The sequence below is a fragment of the Peribacillus sp. TH14 genome (assembly GCF_016651145.1).
Taxonomy (GTDB): domain Bacteria; phylum Bacillota; class Bacilli; order Bacillales; family DSM-1321; genus Peribacillus; species Peribacillus butanolivorans.
Map to the genome: position 1 here is coordinate 2,476,729 of NZ_JAEKEK010000001.1, position 15,589 is coordinate 2,492,317.

The 15,589-nt window shown below is 35.8% G+C and carries 16 protein-coding genes and 1 riboswitch; of the genes, 13 read left to right on the forward strand and 3 right to left on the reverse strand.

What is annotated here, in order from left to right; genetic code table 11:
• Positions 1 to 145: 145 nt before the first annotated feature.
• Positions 146 to 592 (reverse strand): DUF1450 domain-containing protein, encoded by a 447-nt coding sequence (locus JFU50_RS30430; RefSeq protein ID WP_207198793.1) that lies wholly within the window; start codon positions 590 to 592, stop codon positions 146 to 148.
• A 208-nt stretch (positions 593 to 800) separates the two neighbouring features.
• Between JFU50_RS30430 and JFU50_RS11925 the strand changes: the two genes are divergently transcribed.
• The 7 genes from JFU50_RS11925 to JFU50_RS11955 all read left to right on the forward strand — a co-directional run bounded on the left by JFU50_RS11925 (position 801) and on the right by JFU50_RS11955 (position 8,260).
• Entirely contained in the window at positions 801 to 1,751 is a 951-nt protein-coding gene (locus JFU50_RS11925; protein WP_053348872.1) for an ABC transporter permease, read from the forward strand.
• A complete protein-coding gene (locus JFU50_RS11930; RefSeq protein WP_201222701.1) occupies positions 1,744 to 2,691 on the forward strand; it encodes an iron chelate uptake ABC transporter family permease subunit in 948 nt (315 codons plus the stop codon). Before JFU50_RS11925 ends, JFU50_RS11930 begins: the two co-directional genes overlap by 8 nt.
• The gene (locus tag JFU50_RS11935; RefSeq protein ID WP_201187265.1) at positions 2,685 to 3,443 is read left to right on the forward strand and encodes an iron ABC transporter ATP-binding protein; all 759 of its coding nucleotides are present in this window, start codon (positions 2,685 to 2,687) and stop codon (positions 3,441 to 3,443) included. The genes JFU50_RS11930 and JFU50_RS11935 overlap by 7 nt, the downstream gene beginning before the upstream one ends.
• A 223-nt stretch (positions 3,444 to 3,666) precedes the next feature.
• Positions 3,667 to 4,611, forward strand: a complete 945-nt coding sequence (locus JFU50_RS11940) for a siderophore ABC transporter substrate-binding protein (RefSeq protein ID WP_201225065.1) — start codon at positions 3,667 to 3,669, stop codon at positions 4,609 to 4,611.
• Between the two features lie 383 nt (positions 4,612 to 4,994).
• A complete protein-coding gene (locus tag JFU50_RS11945) occupies positions 4,995 to 5,171 on the forward strand; it encodes a hypothetical protein (protein ID WP_201222702.1) in 177 nt (58 codons plus the stop codon).
• A gap of 198 nt (positions 5,172 to 5,369) precedes the next feature.
• Positions 5,370 to 5,675 carry a hypothetical protein gene (locus JFU50_RS11950; RefSeq protein WP_201222703.1) on the forward strand — a complete coding sequence of 102 codons (306 nt, stop codon included), beginning with the start codon at positions 5,370 to 5,372 and terminating at the stop codon, positions 5,673 to 5,675.
• Positions 5,676 to 6,280: 605 nt separating this feature from the next.
• Positions 6,281 to 8,260 (forward strand): LTA synthase family protein, encoded by a 1,980-nt coding sequence (locus JFU50_RS11955; RefSeq protein ID WP_201187260.1) that lies wholly within the window; start codon positions 6,281 to 6,283, stop codon positions 8,258 to 8,260.
• 85 nt (positions 8,261 to 8,345) lie between these two features.
• Here the strand turns inward: JFU50_RS11955 and JFU50_RS11960 are convergent, their stop codons facing one another.
• Together JFU50_RS11960 and JFU50_RS11970 are read right to left on the reverse strand one after the other, a co-directional pair.
• A complete protein-coding gene (locus JFU50_RS11960) occupies positions 8,346 to 8,966 on the reverse strand; it encodes an RraA family protein (protein ID WP_201222704.1) in 621 nt (206 codons plus the stop codon).
• Between the two features lie 902 nt (positions 8,967 to 9,868).
• Positions 9,869 to 10,048, reverse strand: a complete 180-nt coding sequence (locus tag JFU50_RS11970; RefSeq protein ID WP_053348658.1) for a hypothetical protein — start codon at positions 10,046 to 10,048, stop codon at positions 9,869 to 9,871.
• Between the two features lie 120 nt (positions 10,049 to 10,168).
• Here JFU50_RS11970 and JFU50_RS11975 point away from each other — a divergent pair, with 120 nt between their 5' ends.
• The 6 genes from JFU50_RS11975 (at position 10,169) to JFU50_RS12000 (ending at position 15,539) form a co-directional block, all read left to right on the forward strand.
• Positions 10,169 to 10,498, forward strand: a complete 330-nt coding sequence (locus JFU50_RS11975; RefSeq protein ID WP_201222705.1) for a DUF948 domain-containing protein — start codon at positions 10,169 to 10,171, stop codon at positions 10,496 to 10,498.
• A 44-nt stretch (positions 10,499 to 10,542) separates the two neighbouring features.
• Positions 10,543 to 10,641, forward strand: a riboswitch (guanidine-I (ykkC/yxkD leader).
• 46 nt (positions 10,642 to 10,687) lie between these two features.
• The gene (sugE, locus tag JFU50_RS11980) at positions 10,688 to 11,008 is read left to right on the forward strand and encodes a quaternary ammonium compound efflux SMR transporter SugE (RefSeq protein WP_201222706.1); all 321 of its coding nucleotides are present in this window, start codon (positions 10,688 to 10,690) and stop codon (positions 11,006 to 11,008) included.
• A gap of 54 nt (positions 11,009 to 11,062) precedes the next feature.
• Positions 11,063 to 11,596, forward strand: coding sequence for a YhcN/YlaJ family sporulation lipoprotein (locus JFU50_RS11985; protein WP_201222708.1), 534 nt, complete (start codon positions 11,063 to 11,065; stop codon positions 11,594 to 11,596).
• Positions 11,597 to 11,827: 231 nt separating this feature from the next.
• Positions 11,828 to 13,336: a spore germination protein gene (locus tag JFU50_RS11990; protein WP_342214690.1), complete on the forward strand. Its 1,509-nt coding sequence runs from the start codon at positions 11,828 to 11,830 to the stop codon at positions 13,334 to 13,336.
• A 23-nt stretch (positions 13,337 to 13,359) separates the two neighbouring features.
• Positions 13,360 to 14,460, forward strand: a complete 1,101-nt coding sequence (locus JFU50_RS11995; protein WP_201187247.1) for a GerAB/ArcD/ProY family transporter — start codon at positions 13,360 to 13,362, stop codon at positions 14,458 to 14,460.
• Positions 14,457 to 15,539: a Ger(x)C family spore germination protein gene (locus JFU50_RS12000; protein WP_201187246.1), complete on the forward strand. Its 1,083-nt coding sequence runs from the start codon at positions 14,457 to 14,459 to the stop codon at positions 15,537 to 15,539. Before JFU50_RS11995 ends, JFU50_RS12000 begins: the two co-directional genes overlap by 4 nt.
• Positions 15,540 to 15,589 lie beyond the last annotated feature (50 nt).

The following is a 15,589-nucleotide window of genomic DNA, read 5'->3' on the forward strand; positions in this document are numbered from 1 at the left end:
TTTTATGCACTCCTATAATATAGAAGGAATAGGAGTTATAGAGGTTTTTTTCTACACGGTTTTCTTCATTATAATTTTAGGGATATAGTTAAAGTCTCTACAATAAAATAAGGACCAAAGCAATTTGAAGTTGCTTGGCCCGTATTTATTTTAATATGTTTTGTAACTGGTTTAAAAGATCTTGTGTATTTTCCCCACTCATAATCTGCCCGTTTACTTTAGCATAGGGTGTCTTATTACAAAGTTTACATTCACTTAAACATTCATATTCTTTATATTGAATTCGGGGGTTCGTCAAGAACTTTCCAAACACAGCGAGTGTTTGCTCATTAAGGAAACGGTCAAGATTATTTTGACAAAATTCAATCTGGATTTTCTCTTTTTTGGTGAACATTTTAGAAAGAAAGGTTTTCATCATATCGCTACTTTCATTGGAAGAGTAAATATATGTTATTTTGATTTTATCACTTAATGTTGCGAAATGCATGGTTTGAAAGAATTTAATACACAAGAACTTTATATAGATTGTGTGAACAAGAACGGATACAATTTCCAATTTATCAAAGTAATTCGCTTGTATATGTTGACACATGTCAAAGGAATGGTAGAATAGAAATGAATACGATATTGATAATGAATCTCATTATCAAAAAAAGGAAAACACGTGCAGTTATTGTAGCTCATGGGTCTTATTTTTATTAAAGATAGATAAAAACTTAATAATAGTCTTTATTCAGACATTTTTAATTAAAAATATTATCACTGTGTTTTTACTGATATAGGAAGAGTAGGAAATGAAGATGAAGATAAGATATTTAGTCATGGCGTTAATTGTTTTATCATTTACCTCATTATTCATTGGAGTAAAAGATATTACGCCACTCGATTTATTAGATTTAAGTGATGATAAAGTGCAAATTATGCTGCAAAGCCGTTTTCCTAGAATGGTAACTATTGTAATTGCTGGGGTGGTTATGAGCATCAGTGGCTTAATCATGCAGCAATTGAGTAGAAATAAATTTGTATCACCAACAACTGCCGGTACGATGGATTCTGCAAGGTTGGGTCTTCTTCTTGCTATTATCATTTTTCCATCCGCAGCACTTATTGAGAAAATGGCATTCGCATTCATATTCGCTTTGGCAGGCACTTTCTTGTTCATGAAAATTCTTGATCAAGTTAAATACAAGGATACGATTTTCATTCCATTGGTTGGTTTGATGTTCGGTAATATCGTCGGATCTATTTCAACTTTCTTTGCTTATAAATATGATTTGATTCAAAGTCTCAACACATGGATGAATGGTGATTTCTCGATGATTATGTCGGGAAGATATGAACTAATATACATAAGTATCCCTTTGGTCATTCTCGCATACTTCTTTGCTAATAAATTCACTGTGGCAGGGATGGGTGAGGAGTTTGCTATCAATCTTGGACTCAATTATAAATTTGTAGTCAATTTTGGATTGGTAATCGTAGCATTATCCTCTACCGTCGTCTTGTTAACGGTGGGAACAATTCCTTTTATAGGACTGATTGTACCTAATATTGTTTCACTTTACCTTGGTGATAATTTGAAGAAGAGTCTTTCTCATACAGCATTGCTAGGGGCTGTGTTCCTATTGATCTGCGATATTCTGGGTCGGATTATCATTTATCCATTTGAAATTCCGATAGGTCTCGTAGTTGGTGTAATAGGAAGCGCCGTATTTATCTATCTGATAATGAGGAGAAAGGCATATGAATAATAAAGGAAAAATCATTTTACTAGCTGTTGTTGCAACTGTTTTAACGGCATGTTATATCTTTTGGGATCTTGGCCCGAATTGGGATTATGCACTTCCAAGAAGGGTTATCAAAATTATCGCCATCATTGTAGTTGGTTGTGCGATTGCCTTCGCAACAGTAGTTTTCCAGACAGTAACAAATAATAAAATTTTAACACCAAGCATTTTAGGATTAGATTCTATGTATATGCTGATTCAAACAGGAGTCATCTTCCTGTTCGGTTCAACACATGTCATGATTTTAAATAAAAATCTAAATTTTCTGGTTACTTTGACAGCTATGCTTATTTTCTCCAGTCTGCTGTTCAAGTTCATGTTCAAGCAAAATCGAAATATATATTTTCTCTTGCTGATAGGCATCATATTCGGAACATTATTCGGCAGTATGTCATCATTTATGCAGGTATTGATTGACCCGAATGAATTTCAAATCATTCAAAATAAAATGTTTGCGAGTTTTAACAATGTCAATACGGACTTATTGACGTTAGCTATTGTCCTTATGATAGCAGTAATCGTATATTTTATGAGATTTTTGAAGTATTTAGATGTCATGTCCTTAGGGAGAGACCAAGCCATCAACTTAGGTGTGGATTATGATTTTGTAACGAAACGGGTATTAATCGTTGTCACGATTTTAATCTCCATTTCAACAGCCCTGATAGGTCCTATCACATTCCTCGGCTTACTTGTTGCCAATGTGGCGTATCAATTTATTAAGTCTTATCAGCACAAACATATCCTTCCAGGTGCGATGCTGATTAGTGTGATTGCCTTGGTCGGCGGCCAATTCATAGTTGAGAGAATCTTCACCTTCTCTACAACTTTGAGTGTCATTATCAACTTTGTTGGCGGTGTCTATTTCATCTATCTTCTATTAAAGGAGAATAAGTCATGGTAGAAGTGAAAAGTTTATTCAAAAAATATAATAATAAAACGGTTGTCGAAGATGTATCCATTGAAATTACCAAAGGAAAAATCACTTCTTTCATCGGCCCTAATGGTGCGGGGAAAAGTACGGTTCTTTCGATGATCAGCCGACTCATTACTAAAGATTCAGGGGAAGTCCTGATTGATGGTAAAGACATGGGGAAATTCAACAGCAATGAGCTTGCGAAAAAAATCGCCATTTTAAAGCAAGCTAACCACATTAATATCCGATTGACGATTCGTGAACTCGTCGCCTTTGGTCGATTCCCTTATTCACAAGGGAAATTGACTAAAGAGGATTGGAAATATGTCGATGAAGCGATTGAATATATGGAACTTGAGAATATGCAGGATAAGTTTCTTGACCAGCTTAGCGGGGGCCAACAACAACGGGCCTTCATTGCAATGGTAATTGCACAAAATACAGAGTATGTACTTCTTGACGAACCTTTGAACAATTTGGACATGAAGCATTCTGTCCAAATCATGAAGGTATTAAGAAGGTTGGCTGATGAATTAGGGAAAACAGTCATTATCGTCATTCATGATATTAATTTTGCATCCTGTTATTCCGACTATATTGTTGCATTGAAGGATGGAAAGGTTGTCCAAAATGGACCTACCGAACAAGTCATTAATTCCAATGTATTAAAGGAAATCTATGATATGGATATTGAGATTCAAAATATCAATGATAATAAGATCTGCGTGTACTTTACTTAGGAACTATGCCATTTGGTTTTAAATTACTTCAGGTATTCGTAACTAAACTAGGAAACATTAAGAACACTCTTTAGGCTGTTAAGAGTTGGCGGGCGCCCAAGAATTAGCCGCCTCCTGTTTAAATATAAGGAAAAAGAGGGAAAAACGATGGGTTCTAACAAGTTACGGATTCAACATGTAATTTTAAATAATAAAAAATACTTTTTGAGGTGACATTTTAATGATTAAGAAATTATCTTTACTGCTATTAATAGCAATGCTGGCTGTAGTGGCTGTAGCTTGTGGATCAAATAATGAAAAAGAAGATTCAAGTCCGAAAAAAGAATCGGCTAAAAGCGAAGAAATAACAGTTAAGCACCAACTAGGAGAGACGAAAGTAAAAACAAACCCTGAAAAAGTTGTCGTATTCGATATGGGAACTCTTGATACACTTGATAAATTGGGTGTAGAAGTGGCTGCTGTTCCTCATGATGGCCTTCCTGAATACCTTTCTAAATATGAAGGTACAACTGAAAATGCTGGTGGATTAAAAGAACCTGACTTCGAAAAAATTAACGAGATTGCTCCTGACTTAATCCTTATTTCAGGTCGTCAATCTGATGCATATGAAGAATTAAGTAAAATTGCTCCTACAGTTTATGTAGGTGTGGATACTACAAAATATATGGAATCATTTGAAGAAAACGTAACACTTCTTGGTAAAATCTTTGGTAAAGAAAAAGAAGCTGCTAAAGAATTTGCAAGTGTTGAAGAAAACATCACTGCTTTGAAAGAAAAAGCACCAACAGATAAAAAAGGTTTAATCATTCTTGCTAGCGGTGGAAAAGTAAGTGCATACGGTCCGGATTCAAGATTTGGTATTATCCATGATGTATTCGGCGTTCCTGCAGTTGATGATAAATTAGAAGTATCTACACATGGTCAAAGTATTTCTTTCGAATACATTGCTGAAAAAGACCCTGATTACCTTTTCGTAGTTGATAGGGATGCAGTTGCTGGTGATGGAGCTGCAGCGAAAGAAACAGTTGAAAATGATATTGTAAAAAATACAAAAGCTTATAAAGAAGGCAACATCATTTATCTTGATCCTAACTACTGGTACTTATCAGGCGGCGGTTTAGAGTCTGTTGATTCTATGGTTAAAGAAATCTCTAAGGGTATTAAATAATAAAGATGTAAAGCAAGGCCTGCTCTCACGTAAAGTGAAAGCAGGCTTTTTTTGTTTTATATATAAAGCAGATTTGCTCATATAACAAATAGGCTAAGAGAACATACCATAATGAAAGATGACTGTAATTATTGAAAATCCCCACCTTTAAATAACGAGGGCTTATGCTCAACGACCGTTAACCAAGCCTTGTAGTTGGGCACCATAGTGAATACAATCCCAGCTATGGATTTGATAGCAGCCAAGGAGATCAAAAGCTGGAATTGGACTCCTAGGAGCTTAAAACAGGGAACCAAAAAAAACAAAAACCAGAAGAGAATAAATATACTTTCTTCCTATTATATGTCGTTTGTATAGCGATGCTATTTATCTTGCTGCTATTTATGAGTCAGGGGTATTTTAAAGTCAAAAATCTCAGTGAACTTTGGCTGGTCATCATAGGATTTGTATGCATCTTGAATAATATCAATGAACAAACAGAGAAAATGACCCAAGATAAGTTCTATTTTTTTGAAGAGTGGGGAAGTAACATCACTTACGATGCAGTCCGAAAGCAGTAAATATAAAATCACAGGGAAGGCATAAGGGGTATGATGAAAACAAGAACTTAGTAACGTACGTATCTGGTGATGCCGTAGAAAGGTTAGATAAAGGCATCATCACTGTTGATCCTCGGAAAAAGACAAGTAGCTGGGTGACATTTTTCACTTCCGTTATTCCATTTGTAATCATTTTCAGCCTGTCATTCTTTATATCTTTTGGTTGCCGTACGAAAAAATGGAGCAGATGAAAAATATCTAGATAGAGAAAAAGAATACTCGCTTTCCATATGTTCTTTGAGATATTTTTACAATTTGTTAGTGAATCAACACTTATTTAACATAGACAATTATTTAATAAATAATTGCGGTGTTAATCAAAAGAAGCCTAATAATATTGAAAAAAAAGAATATACAAATGATCGAATTATGGGAAATTTGGAAGGCGATGTTGTCGATAATACTCGAATTGAGCATAAGAAAAGGCATCTTTTACAGTCAGGAATACAAGTAAATGTAGGATAAATGCTTTGAGTTATTAGTAGGTATCCGACTCGCGTATGAGGTCGGAGATATTGAAAGAGAAGCCCTGCAGGTAGATGTTCGAAGTTAAAAAGTTTTCAGGGAGTAATTCCTGGACATAAATAAAATGAAAAAAAGCAGATCATTTTTATACTGTCGAATTATCGGGAAAAAAATCTAGGATAAATCTAATAGCTTTCGATGTTTAAAGAATTTTTTTTACAGTTTTTGTAATGTACTGGTGTTTTTATAAGGAGTCGTTTATAATGGTAAAAGCCTAAGGGAAGTGAAAATAAATATAACTTGTCATCCACATTTACCAGGAATTTATGGTGATATTTATTGGAATAAGATTTGGAGTTCCTATATATTTATTATAGGAAATCATACTTCAAAGGCGGGGCGAAACTCTGTTATTTTTTCAAAGGCTTGTTCATAAGCTAAAGAAGCGTTCTTTATGCAATAGTAAATATTGTGACAAAAAGTGGTTTTGCGCAATCTTGACTATCTAAGGGAAAGAATGCTATCATAAGGTTTGCGATTTTCCGTCTTCTGTAAGTATGTAAAAATTTATATATATAAACCACTAGATTAATAGAGGTGAAAGCATGAATAATTTTCTTAAAAAGAGCCAGCATTTATTTGCAAATAATGTACTAGGCTTTTTCTTTATTGCCGTAGTAATGTTTCAGATTAAAACTTATATTGGATATCGAGTTGAATTTAACTTAGGTATTGAAAATGGACTACAACAGTTTTTGCTATTCATAAACCCGATTAGTTCAGCTATTTTATTCTTTGGGTTGGCATTACTGGCAAAAGGTAAAAAATCGTTTAAATGGATTATTCGGTTGAACTTATTGATGTCCTTATGGCTATTCTTCAATATTGTATACTACCGTTCATTTACCGATTTCATTACATTACCAACCTTGACACAAGTGCAAAATGCCGGGGATTTGGGACCGAGTATTTTAGAATTATTTAAAGGCCATGATGTATTTTATTTCCTTGATACGGTTCTTTTAATTGTTTTATATAAATTCAAAGACTTTAAAGTGGAAGACATCAAAATTAAACGTCGTACTGTTGGAATGGTATACCTTGCAGGACTTGCAATTTTCGCTATCAATTTGGGACTTGCTGAAAAGGATCGTCCGCAATTATTATCGAGAACGTTTGACAGGAACTATATTGTCAAATATCTAGGCATGTATAACTATACTGTCTATGATGCGGTTCAGAATACTAAAACCTATGCTCAGCGTGCAACAGCTAATAGCACGGATATCGCAGAAGTCGTCAACTATACAAAAGCGACAAGCGCTGAGCCTAATCCTAAATACTTCGGTGCAGCTGAAGGAAAGAATGTCATATACTTGCATTTGGAATCCATGCAGAATTTCTTGATTGACTATAAGTTGAATGGAGAAGAAGTAACTCCATTTTTAAACTCACTTGCACATGATAAATCTGATTTCATGTATTTTGATAATTTCTTCCATCAAGTTGGTCAGGGTAAAACAGCGGATGCTGAATTCATGCTCGAAAATTCTCTGTTTGGTTTACCACAGGGGGCAGCATTCACAAATCGATCTCAAAATACGTATCAAGCGGCACCAGCGATTTTAGGACAAAAAGGATACACATCTGCTGTGTTCCATGGTAATTATAAATCTTTCTGGAACCGGGATAATATGTATAAGTCTCTTGGCTTTAATCAGTTCTTCGATGCAAACCATTATAATATGGAAAATAAAGAAGAAGTACTAAGTTATGGATTAATGGATAAGCCTTTCTTTAAAGAATCCATTCCTATGTTAGAAACACTTAAGCAGCCTTTCTATACAAAATTCATAACAGTATCTCACCATTTCCCATATGCTATGGATCAGGAAAAAGCAACAATTGGTAAACAAACAACGGGTGATGCATCGGTTGATAGTTACTTCCAAACTGCACGCTATGCCGACGAAGCGCTTAAAGAATTTTTCGATTATCTGAAAGAATCAGGCCTATATGATAACTCGGTAATCGTTATGTATGGCGATCACTATGGTATTTCTGAAAACCATAAAGAAGCGATGTCAAAAGTACTGGACAAAGAAGTAGGCACGTTTGAGAATGCCCAATTACAACGTGTACCATTATTGATTCATGTTCCAGGCGTTGAAGGCGGGGAAATGCATCAATACGGTGGACAGATAGATCTTCTCCCAACTTTACTACATTTGTTAGGGATTAAATCAAATGATTATGTACAATTCGGTTCAGATTTATTGTCAAAAGATCATAATGAAGTAGTACCTTTCAGGAATGGAGACTTTGTAACGCCAGATGTTACTTCCATTAAAGGAAAGTACTATGATACTAATACTGGAGAATTGGTCGAGGAGAATGAAGACATTCTCAATTATAAAACGAGAGCTGAAAAGATGCTTAATTTATCCGACCAAGTCGTAAACGGAGACTTACTCCGATTCTATACTCCAAATGGTTTTAAACCGATTGATCCGAAGGATTATGATTACACATACAATGAAGAAGATTCAAAAGAAGTTGATTCAAAAGCTGAGTCTGATAAATAAGTGGTTAATAAAAAAACAGGCAGGAAGCAATAGCTTCCTGCCTGTTTTTTTATAGTTTAAGGGATAATTTTAATAAGGCAGTTCTTTAGGATTTTGCAGTCATCATGGCAATATACTTCCTGATTTCATCAGGCTTTCCTGCATACTTTTCTGCACGCTGTTCATCCTTTACGATTTTATTTTTTGCTTTTTTTAATATTTCTTCACAAATAGCTTGAGGGACGACCACGACTCCATCTACATCCCCTATTATAATGTCGCCTGGATATACAGTGACACCACCACAGGAAATTGGGATATTGGTTTCACCCACACCAGCCTTTCCGCTTGAGGCAACAGTGGTCCCTTTACTGAATACAGGGAAATTTAGATCTTTAATGGCTGCTAGATCACGAATAACTCCATCGACGACGAGAGCTTCAATTTCCATTGTTTGCATCATGCCCACAACAAAGTCACCAGCGATAGCTCGGTATGTATCCCCTTTGCAGTCAACAACTAATATGTCCCCTGCCTGGGCCTCACCGATTGCCTTTAAAACGGCTGAATTATCACCGACTGGTACCTGGACAGTTAATGCGCGTCCGGCAAAATGATAATCATCTTTTAGGGGTTTAATTGCTGAGTCTAGATTGTTCAATCCATCCATTGCATCAGAAATGGCCGTGGTAGGTAAAGCTTTAAACTGTTGAATGAGAGTATCCATGAAAATAAGTCCTCCTTAGGATTTTTGGAATATAGCCTAATTATAACAATTTTTATAATTTTCGGATAATAGGTATAGGTTATCATTCTTTATAACTTTTAGACGATGTTTTACAATTCTAAATGGATAAAGGAATATGTCTCTAATCGACAAACCCCCATCCTGTAGTAGGAAGGGGGGGAGTTTATATAGTTACCAAATAGGGAATCTACAGTTTTTTTCTTTTTAATTAAATAAGGGTTTAACATTCATTTAATCCCCCTCAAGGTCCATTTTGGGAAATTGGTTATTTTTGTTTCCTGAAAGGGTAATCTTTTAAGAGCCAAGTTCATCCCTTTTCCTGTTACACTTTAAGGATAGGGACGGTTTTTTTATGAATTAAGTTTCTGCCTTAGCACATAGCGATTTTATGCTCTATTGCAAGATCAACCCCAAGGCATGTCCCATGTATCGATGCTTGATCAAACATATTTATGAAATTCATATTCTCAGAAAGTCTGCTTTTCCGCACAGGGATGGTTCTCTCCAACGGTAGATTCAGCTGATGAGAGGTTAGGAATGAATAGTTCGTGAAATATTGTTTGCCCTTTTCATTAATCGAGTATACTTTACGCGGTGGCCTGTTGCCTTCTTGTTCAGTATGTACCTCAATGTAGTCTTGTGGCTTGTAGAGGGAAACTTCCAGGAAGATATTTAATACTAATTAAAGATTGTATGTGCAAATATTTTCAATGAGTAGAGAAAGTGAGCAAGGACAAATCATAAGTGTATCGAAGGTAAAAGAAATGTTTACAAAAATGATTGCACAGAACTCAAATAATTTGATGTTTGGGGTGAACTTTTAAAAGCTGTTAGTGAAACACCTGCGGTAAAACTTTTTTTTATAGAGGGGTATTTTCATGTCAAAGAAAGAGTAATATTAAGACAGAGGTTGCCAGGGTTAGCCAAATAGGGCTAAATATTTCTGGATGAATGATAAGAAAAACGATTCCTGCAATTGTGGCAGCCTGCTGAATGGTCATATGTCTAATAAAGTGTAACCCAGCTTTAAGACAAGCCTTAATGAGAGGTGTGTGATTCATTTTTCATTCCTCCTTTTCTCTTCAATAATATGTCCAGGAATAAAATAAAATACATAGTCAGTCGTTTTCTGCCCAGTATTATGGGTATATTAGAGATAAAAGAAGAAGGAGGAATTATAGATGTTAATTGTATATATTAGTCTTGCCCTCTTCATTGGAGCCATTATTTACTTAGTCTTTTTTGCACTCAAAACATATAAGGATACTAAACCTGCAATTGAGAACGTGACGGAAACCGTTGCACGGATTCAGGCAAAAACGGATCAAATTAAATCAGAGACGGATCAGCTAGCATTGATACAGCAGGAAATCACAGAAGATGTTCAATATAAAAAAGAGGCCGTTCAATATACAGTTGATGCAGCTAAACAAACGCCGGAACCATTTAAAAATATTTGGCTTACAATCAAGGGTGAAAAATGGAACCTTAGAAGCAGACGAAACGGTTGAGGATGTATTTGACCACTTTTGATATTGCGTGATATAGTATGGGGATAAAAAGTTTCTAGGGTTCCGCAGTTTAATTGCAGGATGGTCCGAGAGAAGCGCGCAGGATTTTTTTGCGTACACGGAGGGAAAAAAGCCCGGGAGGTTATATTTATAACCTACTGGGTTTTTTTCTGTATTGGAGGGAAAAAGTTGGCTTGGTTATACTTAGTTATTGCAGGATTATTCGAAGTAATATGGGCAACGAGTTTGAAATACACGGAGGGGTTTACAAAATTAATTCCTTCTATCATAACGATTGTCGGTATGGTTATTAGTTTTTATTTTTTATCATCGGCGATAAAAACATTGCCGATGGGGACAGCATATGCAATCTGGACCGGAATAGGGGCAATCGGTGCCGTCCTTGTTGGCATTATTGTCTTTAACGAGCCAAAAGATGCGATGCGCTTAGTTTTTGTTGGTTGCATTTTGATTGGCATTATTGGATTAAAGGTCACCTCTTCTGAATAATTAATTGCTTCCTTGCAAATAGTAGCATTAAACAATTTGTAAGGAGTGAGGAAAATGAATTATAAAGCGGTAGTATCAAGTGCGATGATGGCTTTATTGATTTCAGGCTGTACGTCTAATGATAAACAAGGAGCAAATGAAAATCTTGGACTTAATCGGAACAATCAGGATAATTATGATACACCTATGAGGGTAAGTGACACAAGGCAAAATGATAATGATCTAAATGATAATATAAATGATAATGGTACAAACGATTTGAGGGTTTCTGAAGATATCTCAAATCGTGTTGAGGCCTTGAAGGAAGTAAAAAATGCCTGGGTTATTGTAACTGATCATCATGCGTATGTTGGGGCTGAGCTAAATGACGGGGCGGATAAGGATCTTACAAATGAATTGAAAGATAGAATCGCCGACTCTGTAAGAGGAGCCGATTCATCCGTAGAAAAAGTGTATGTGTCTACGAACCCTGATTTTGTTCAAAGAATGAATGATTATGTTACCGATATAAATAATGGAAAGCCTGTTAAAGGATTTGTTGATGAATTCCGTGATCTTGTAACACGTATTTTTCCAAGCTCAGAGTGATTAATAAGGGGTGAAATCCCTTCCACATTAAGACTTATTCTTTTATTTTCAGCTTTATAAGAGCTTGAAAATGATACGGATAGGTCTTTTATGTTTTATGAAGAGATAAACCACTAGCTAGAGTATTCAGCTACTGTGTCAGGTTCTGAGGTAATGGGATTTTATGACTAACTTTGGGGAGTCTGGTTACAATAATTGGGTAAACTTAGAACGGTGTTAGGGGGCGGGAAAGTGAGGTTTTTTAATGGAAAAAAGAAATCTGAGGTAACAGCTTTTCAGCATTCTTCTGAGGATTTTCAGGAACTGTTTAAAAAGTTTGAAGAGTCATCTGATTTTCTTACTTACCTATTCCCAAATGAAGAAGGCTATATCATTTCCTATTTTAAATCACTAGTTAGTTCACAACAGGTCCATGAACAATTGCTACCTGTTATCTCGAATCAACCAAAGAAAGATATCCACCAATTAAAAAGTGATTTTCCAGTCGGAGATATAAAAGAAACGGCGGACTTAAACGAAATTAAAGAGTTGATGCTGACAGGATCAATCATGATTCAATACAAAAAAGATGATAAAAATTGTTTGTTAATTCCATGTGTCAACAGTGTTAAAAGGCAAATTTCTACTCCAGAGTCGGAGTATACTGTCCTGGGTCCTAAAGAGGCCTTTGTAGAATCGATTGATACGAATTTAAATTTAATCCGTAATCGTCTCCCAATTCCCGAATTGCAGGCAAAAGAATTTCAGGTAGGGAGTATCTCACAAACCAGGTTAGTAGTTCTCTATATAGAGGGGATTACTAATCAACAAAATATTAATACGATTATGCAGAGAATAAATGACATCGATTATGATACGGTCGTGGATATTTCTTTTGTTAGCCAGCTGATAACAGATAATCGGAATTCGATGTTCCCCCAGCTGATTGATACAGAACGGCCTGACCATTTGGCCAGTGTATTAACAGAAGGGAAAATAGGGATAATGCTGGATGGATCACCTCATGTATTGATAGGTCCCAACACCATCATTAGTTTTTTTTCGTCATTTGAAGATTATTTTCTAACTTGGAATATCGGTACTTCGTTTCGTTTGATTCGCCTTTTCGCAGTTTTATTTTCTGTTTTATCTTCGCCTCTTTATGTTGCAGTTTTAACATATCATTATCAGGTTATTCCAACGGATTTATTGCCAATCCTAATCTCCTCACGGGGGGTCATCCCTTTTCCGCCGATTTTAGAAGCAATAGTGCTTGAAGGAACGATTGAATTGCTGAGGGAGGCTGCGGTAAGGCTCCCGGCAAAGGTCGGCTCTACCATCGGTATTGTTGGCGGTATTGTTATCGGTACAGCCGCTGTAGAAGCGGGGTTTGTTAGTAATGTTTTATTAATGCTTGTCGCTTTGGCTGCCCTTGCTTCTTTTACGGTACCTATTTACCAGATTAGTAATACGATTCGTCTCATCCGCTTTCCTTTTTTATTGGGCGCCCAGTTATACGGATTGTTTGGAATAGCATTATGTAGTGCATTTATTTTAAGTCATTTATTAAAACTGACGTCACTTGGCAGTCCATATTTAGAACCGCTTTATCCGCTAAGAATTAAGGATTTTAAAGATAGTTTTATTCGACTTCACTTTTCAAAACAGAAAAAACGTCCGCATTTTTTGCGGACTGAAAATCCAGTAAGAATAAGAAAGAAAACTCAAACCCAAAAATCCCAAAATGATATTGATGAATAAGGTGTAGAAAGCGGTGAGAAAGCATGGAAGCTCAAACAAATGTGACTAAACAGATTTCTCCATTCTTTGTCTCTTTCCTCATACCAGGTATGCAAATTGGAGTAGGGGTATTGGGATTTGAACGGATCATAGCAAAAGAGGCAGGCCAAGATGCCTGGATATCAGTCCTGATTTCAGGATTAATCATAAATATTCTTCTTTGGATGTGCTACAAAATTTTAGGACGCGGTCCACAAACACTTGATTTGGTTGCTGTCCATCAAGATTTGTTTGGCAAATGGGCAGGAAATGCTTTCAATATAGTATTTATCCTCTACTTTATATTGATTTCCATCATTATTATTAGGACTTATTTAGAGGTTATTCAGGTCTGGATGTTCCCTAGTGTTAATATCCCGCTGTTATTAACCATCATCCTGATTCTTGTTTATAGTTTTGTTACGGGAGGGTTTAGAGTTATCACCGGTTTTTGTATGATCGGGCTGATGATTGGATTGCCCTTAATGCTTTTGAAGTATTTCCCATTAAAACAAGCTCATTTCTATAATTTGACACCTGTCCTGGATCATTCCTTTCTAGATATTATGAAAGCATGTAAGTCGATGACGCTGAATTATCTCGGTTTTGAACTGCTCTTGGTCTATTATCCATTTATAAAAAAGCGTGAACGGTCTCAAAAGTGGGCCCATCTCGGGGCACTTTATACAACTTTTCTATATCTCATCTCAATTCTTGTCTCATTAGCATACTATCACCAGGATCAGCTGAAAGATGTTATTTGGGCAACTTTGACGTTATGGAAAATTGTAGACCTACCCTTTATTGAAAGATTTGAATACATAGGAATTTCTATGTGGCTTTTTATGGTGATACCGAATGCATGCCTGGGAGTCTGGGCTGCAAGCAGATGTGCGAAACGGGTATTTGGGTTCCGACAGAAAAAAATGTTAGTTATTATTCTGATGGTTATTTTAGTGTCTTGTATTTTTTTGGATAATCGCAATAAAATCGATTTGTTAAATACGTACATTTCCCGTATGGGTTTTTATATGATGTATCTGTACCTTCCCTTTTTATTTTTATGGCAGTTGATTGTTTACAAAGTGAGGGATCATAAACCATGAAAACCAAACTACTATTGATTACATTAGGTTGCGTATTAATGACAGCGTGCGGAGTGGAGAAGCAAATTTTAGAAGATATCTTAATTGCCGAAGTCGTTGGCTATGATGATGCTGGTGACCATAAGATTAAGGGAACAGTTGTTGTCAATGTTCCTCAACTTGGAGAGGAAGCAAACCTAGGTAAGGAAGTTTATGAAGCTATTTCTCATGACGTAAAAGCTACTCGTCAGCAAGAAAACTCTAAAACCACATTTCCAATTGTTGGTGGTAGATTATCAGTAATTCTCTATAGTGAAGAATTAGCTGGAAAAGGCCTCAATGATTATGTCGATACATATAGGCGTGACCCAATGGTAGGAAGAAATCTATATTTAGCTGTTGTTCATGGCAGAGCTGATGATGTAGTTAAAATAGAGCCGAAGTTATCCAAAACTCCAGGGGTTCAAGTAAAAGAGCTAATTGAACAAAACATCAGAACGAATTTACCTAATGTCGATTTGCACCACTATTTATATGCCAGTCATGGTAAAGGAATTGATCCGGTTATGCCATTATTGGAAACAGCAGGCGAGCGTGTACGGGTGAAAGGGATAGCTCTGTTTAAAAAGGACAGGTACATTGGTAAGTATATTTCTTATGAGGACGGTTTCTTATTCAAAGTACTTAGCGAAAACTTCAAACTGGGGAGTTATGAAATAAAATTGAAGGATAATGACTTTATTGATATTAATAACGTTCAATCACATGTCCATTATGATATCTTACATGCAAACCAAGAGCCCAAGGTCAGGATTGAAGTGAAAATAAAGGCAAGTATACTTGAGGTACAAGGGTATGACTTGGGCAAACCACTCGACGTGAAAAATATTGAGAATAAAGCTGAGCAGGCCATTGAAAAAAAACTAAATAAGATGTTAACTATGTTTCAGGAAAATAATATAGATCCAATTGCGATGGGTGATATCGCTAGAAGTAAAACAAGAAATTTTAATCGAAAACATTGGGAGGAAGTATATCCTCATATTCCAATTGATTTGGCTGTAGATATTGAAATGATTCAAACGGGAATCGCAGAATAAGGAAAAAAATCCATAATATAAAAATTCCTTAAATAGATTCGTTAATCAAG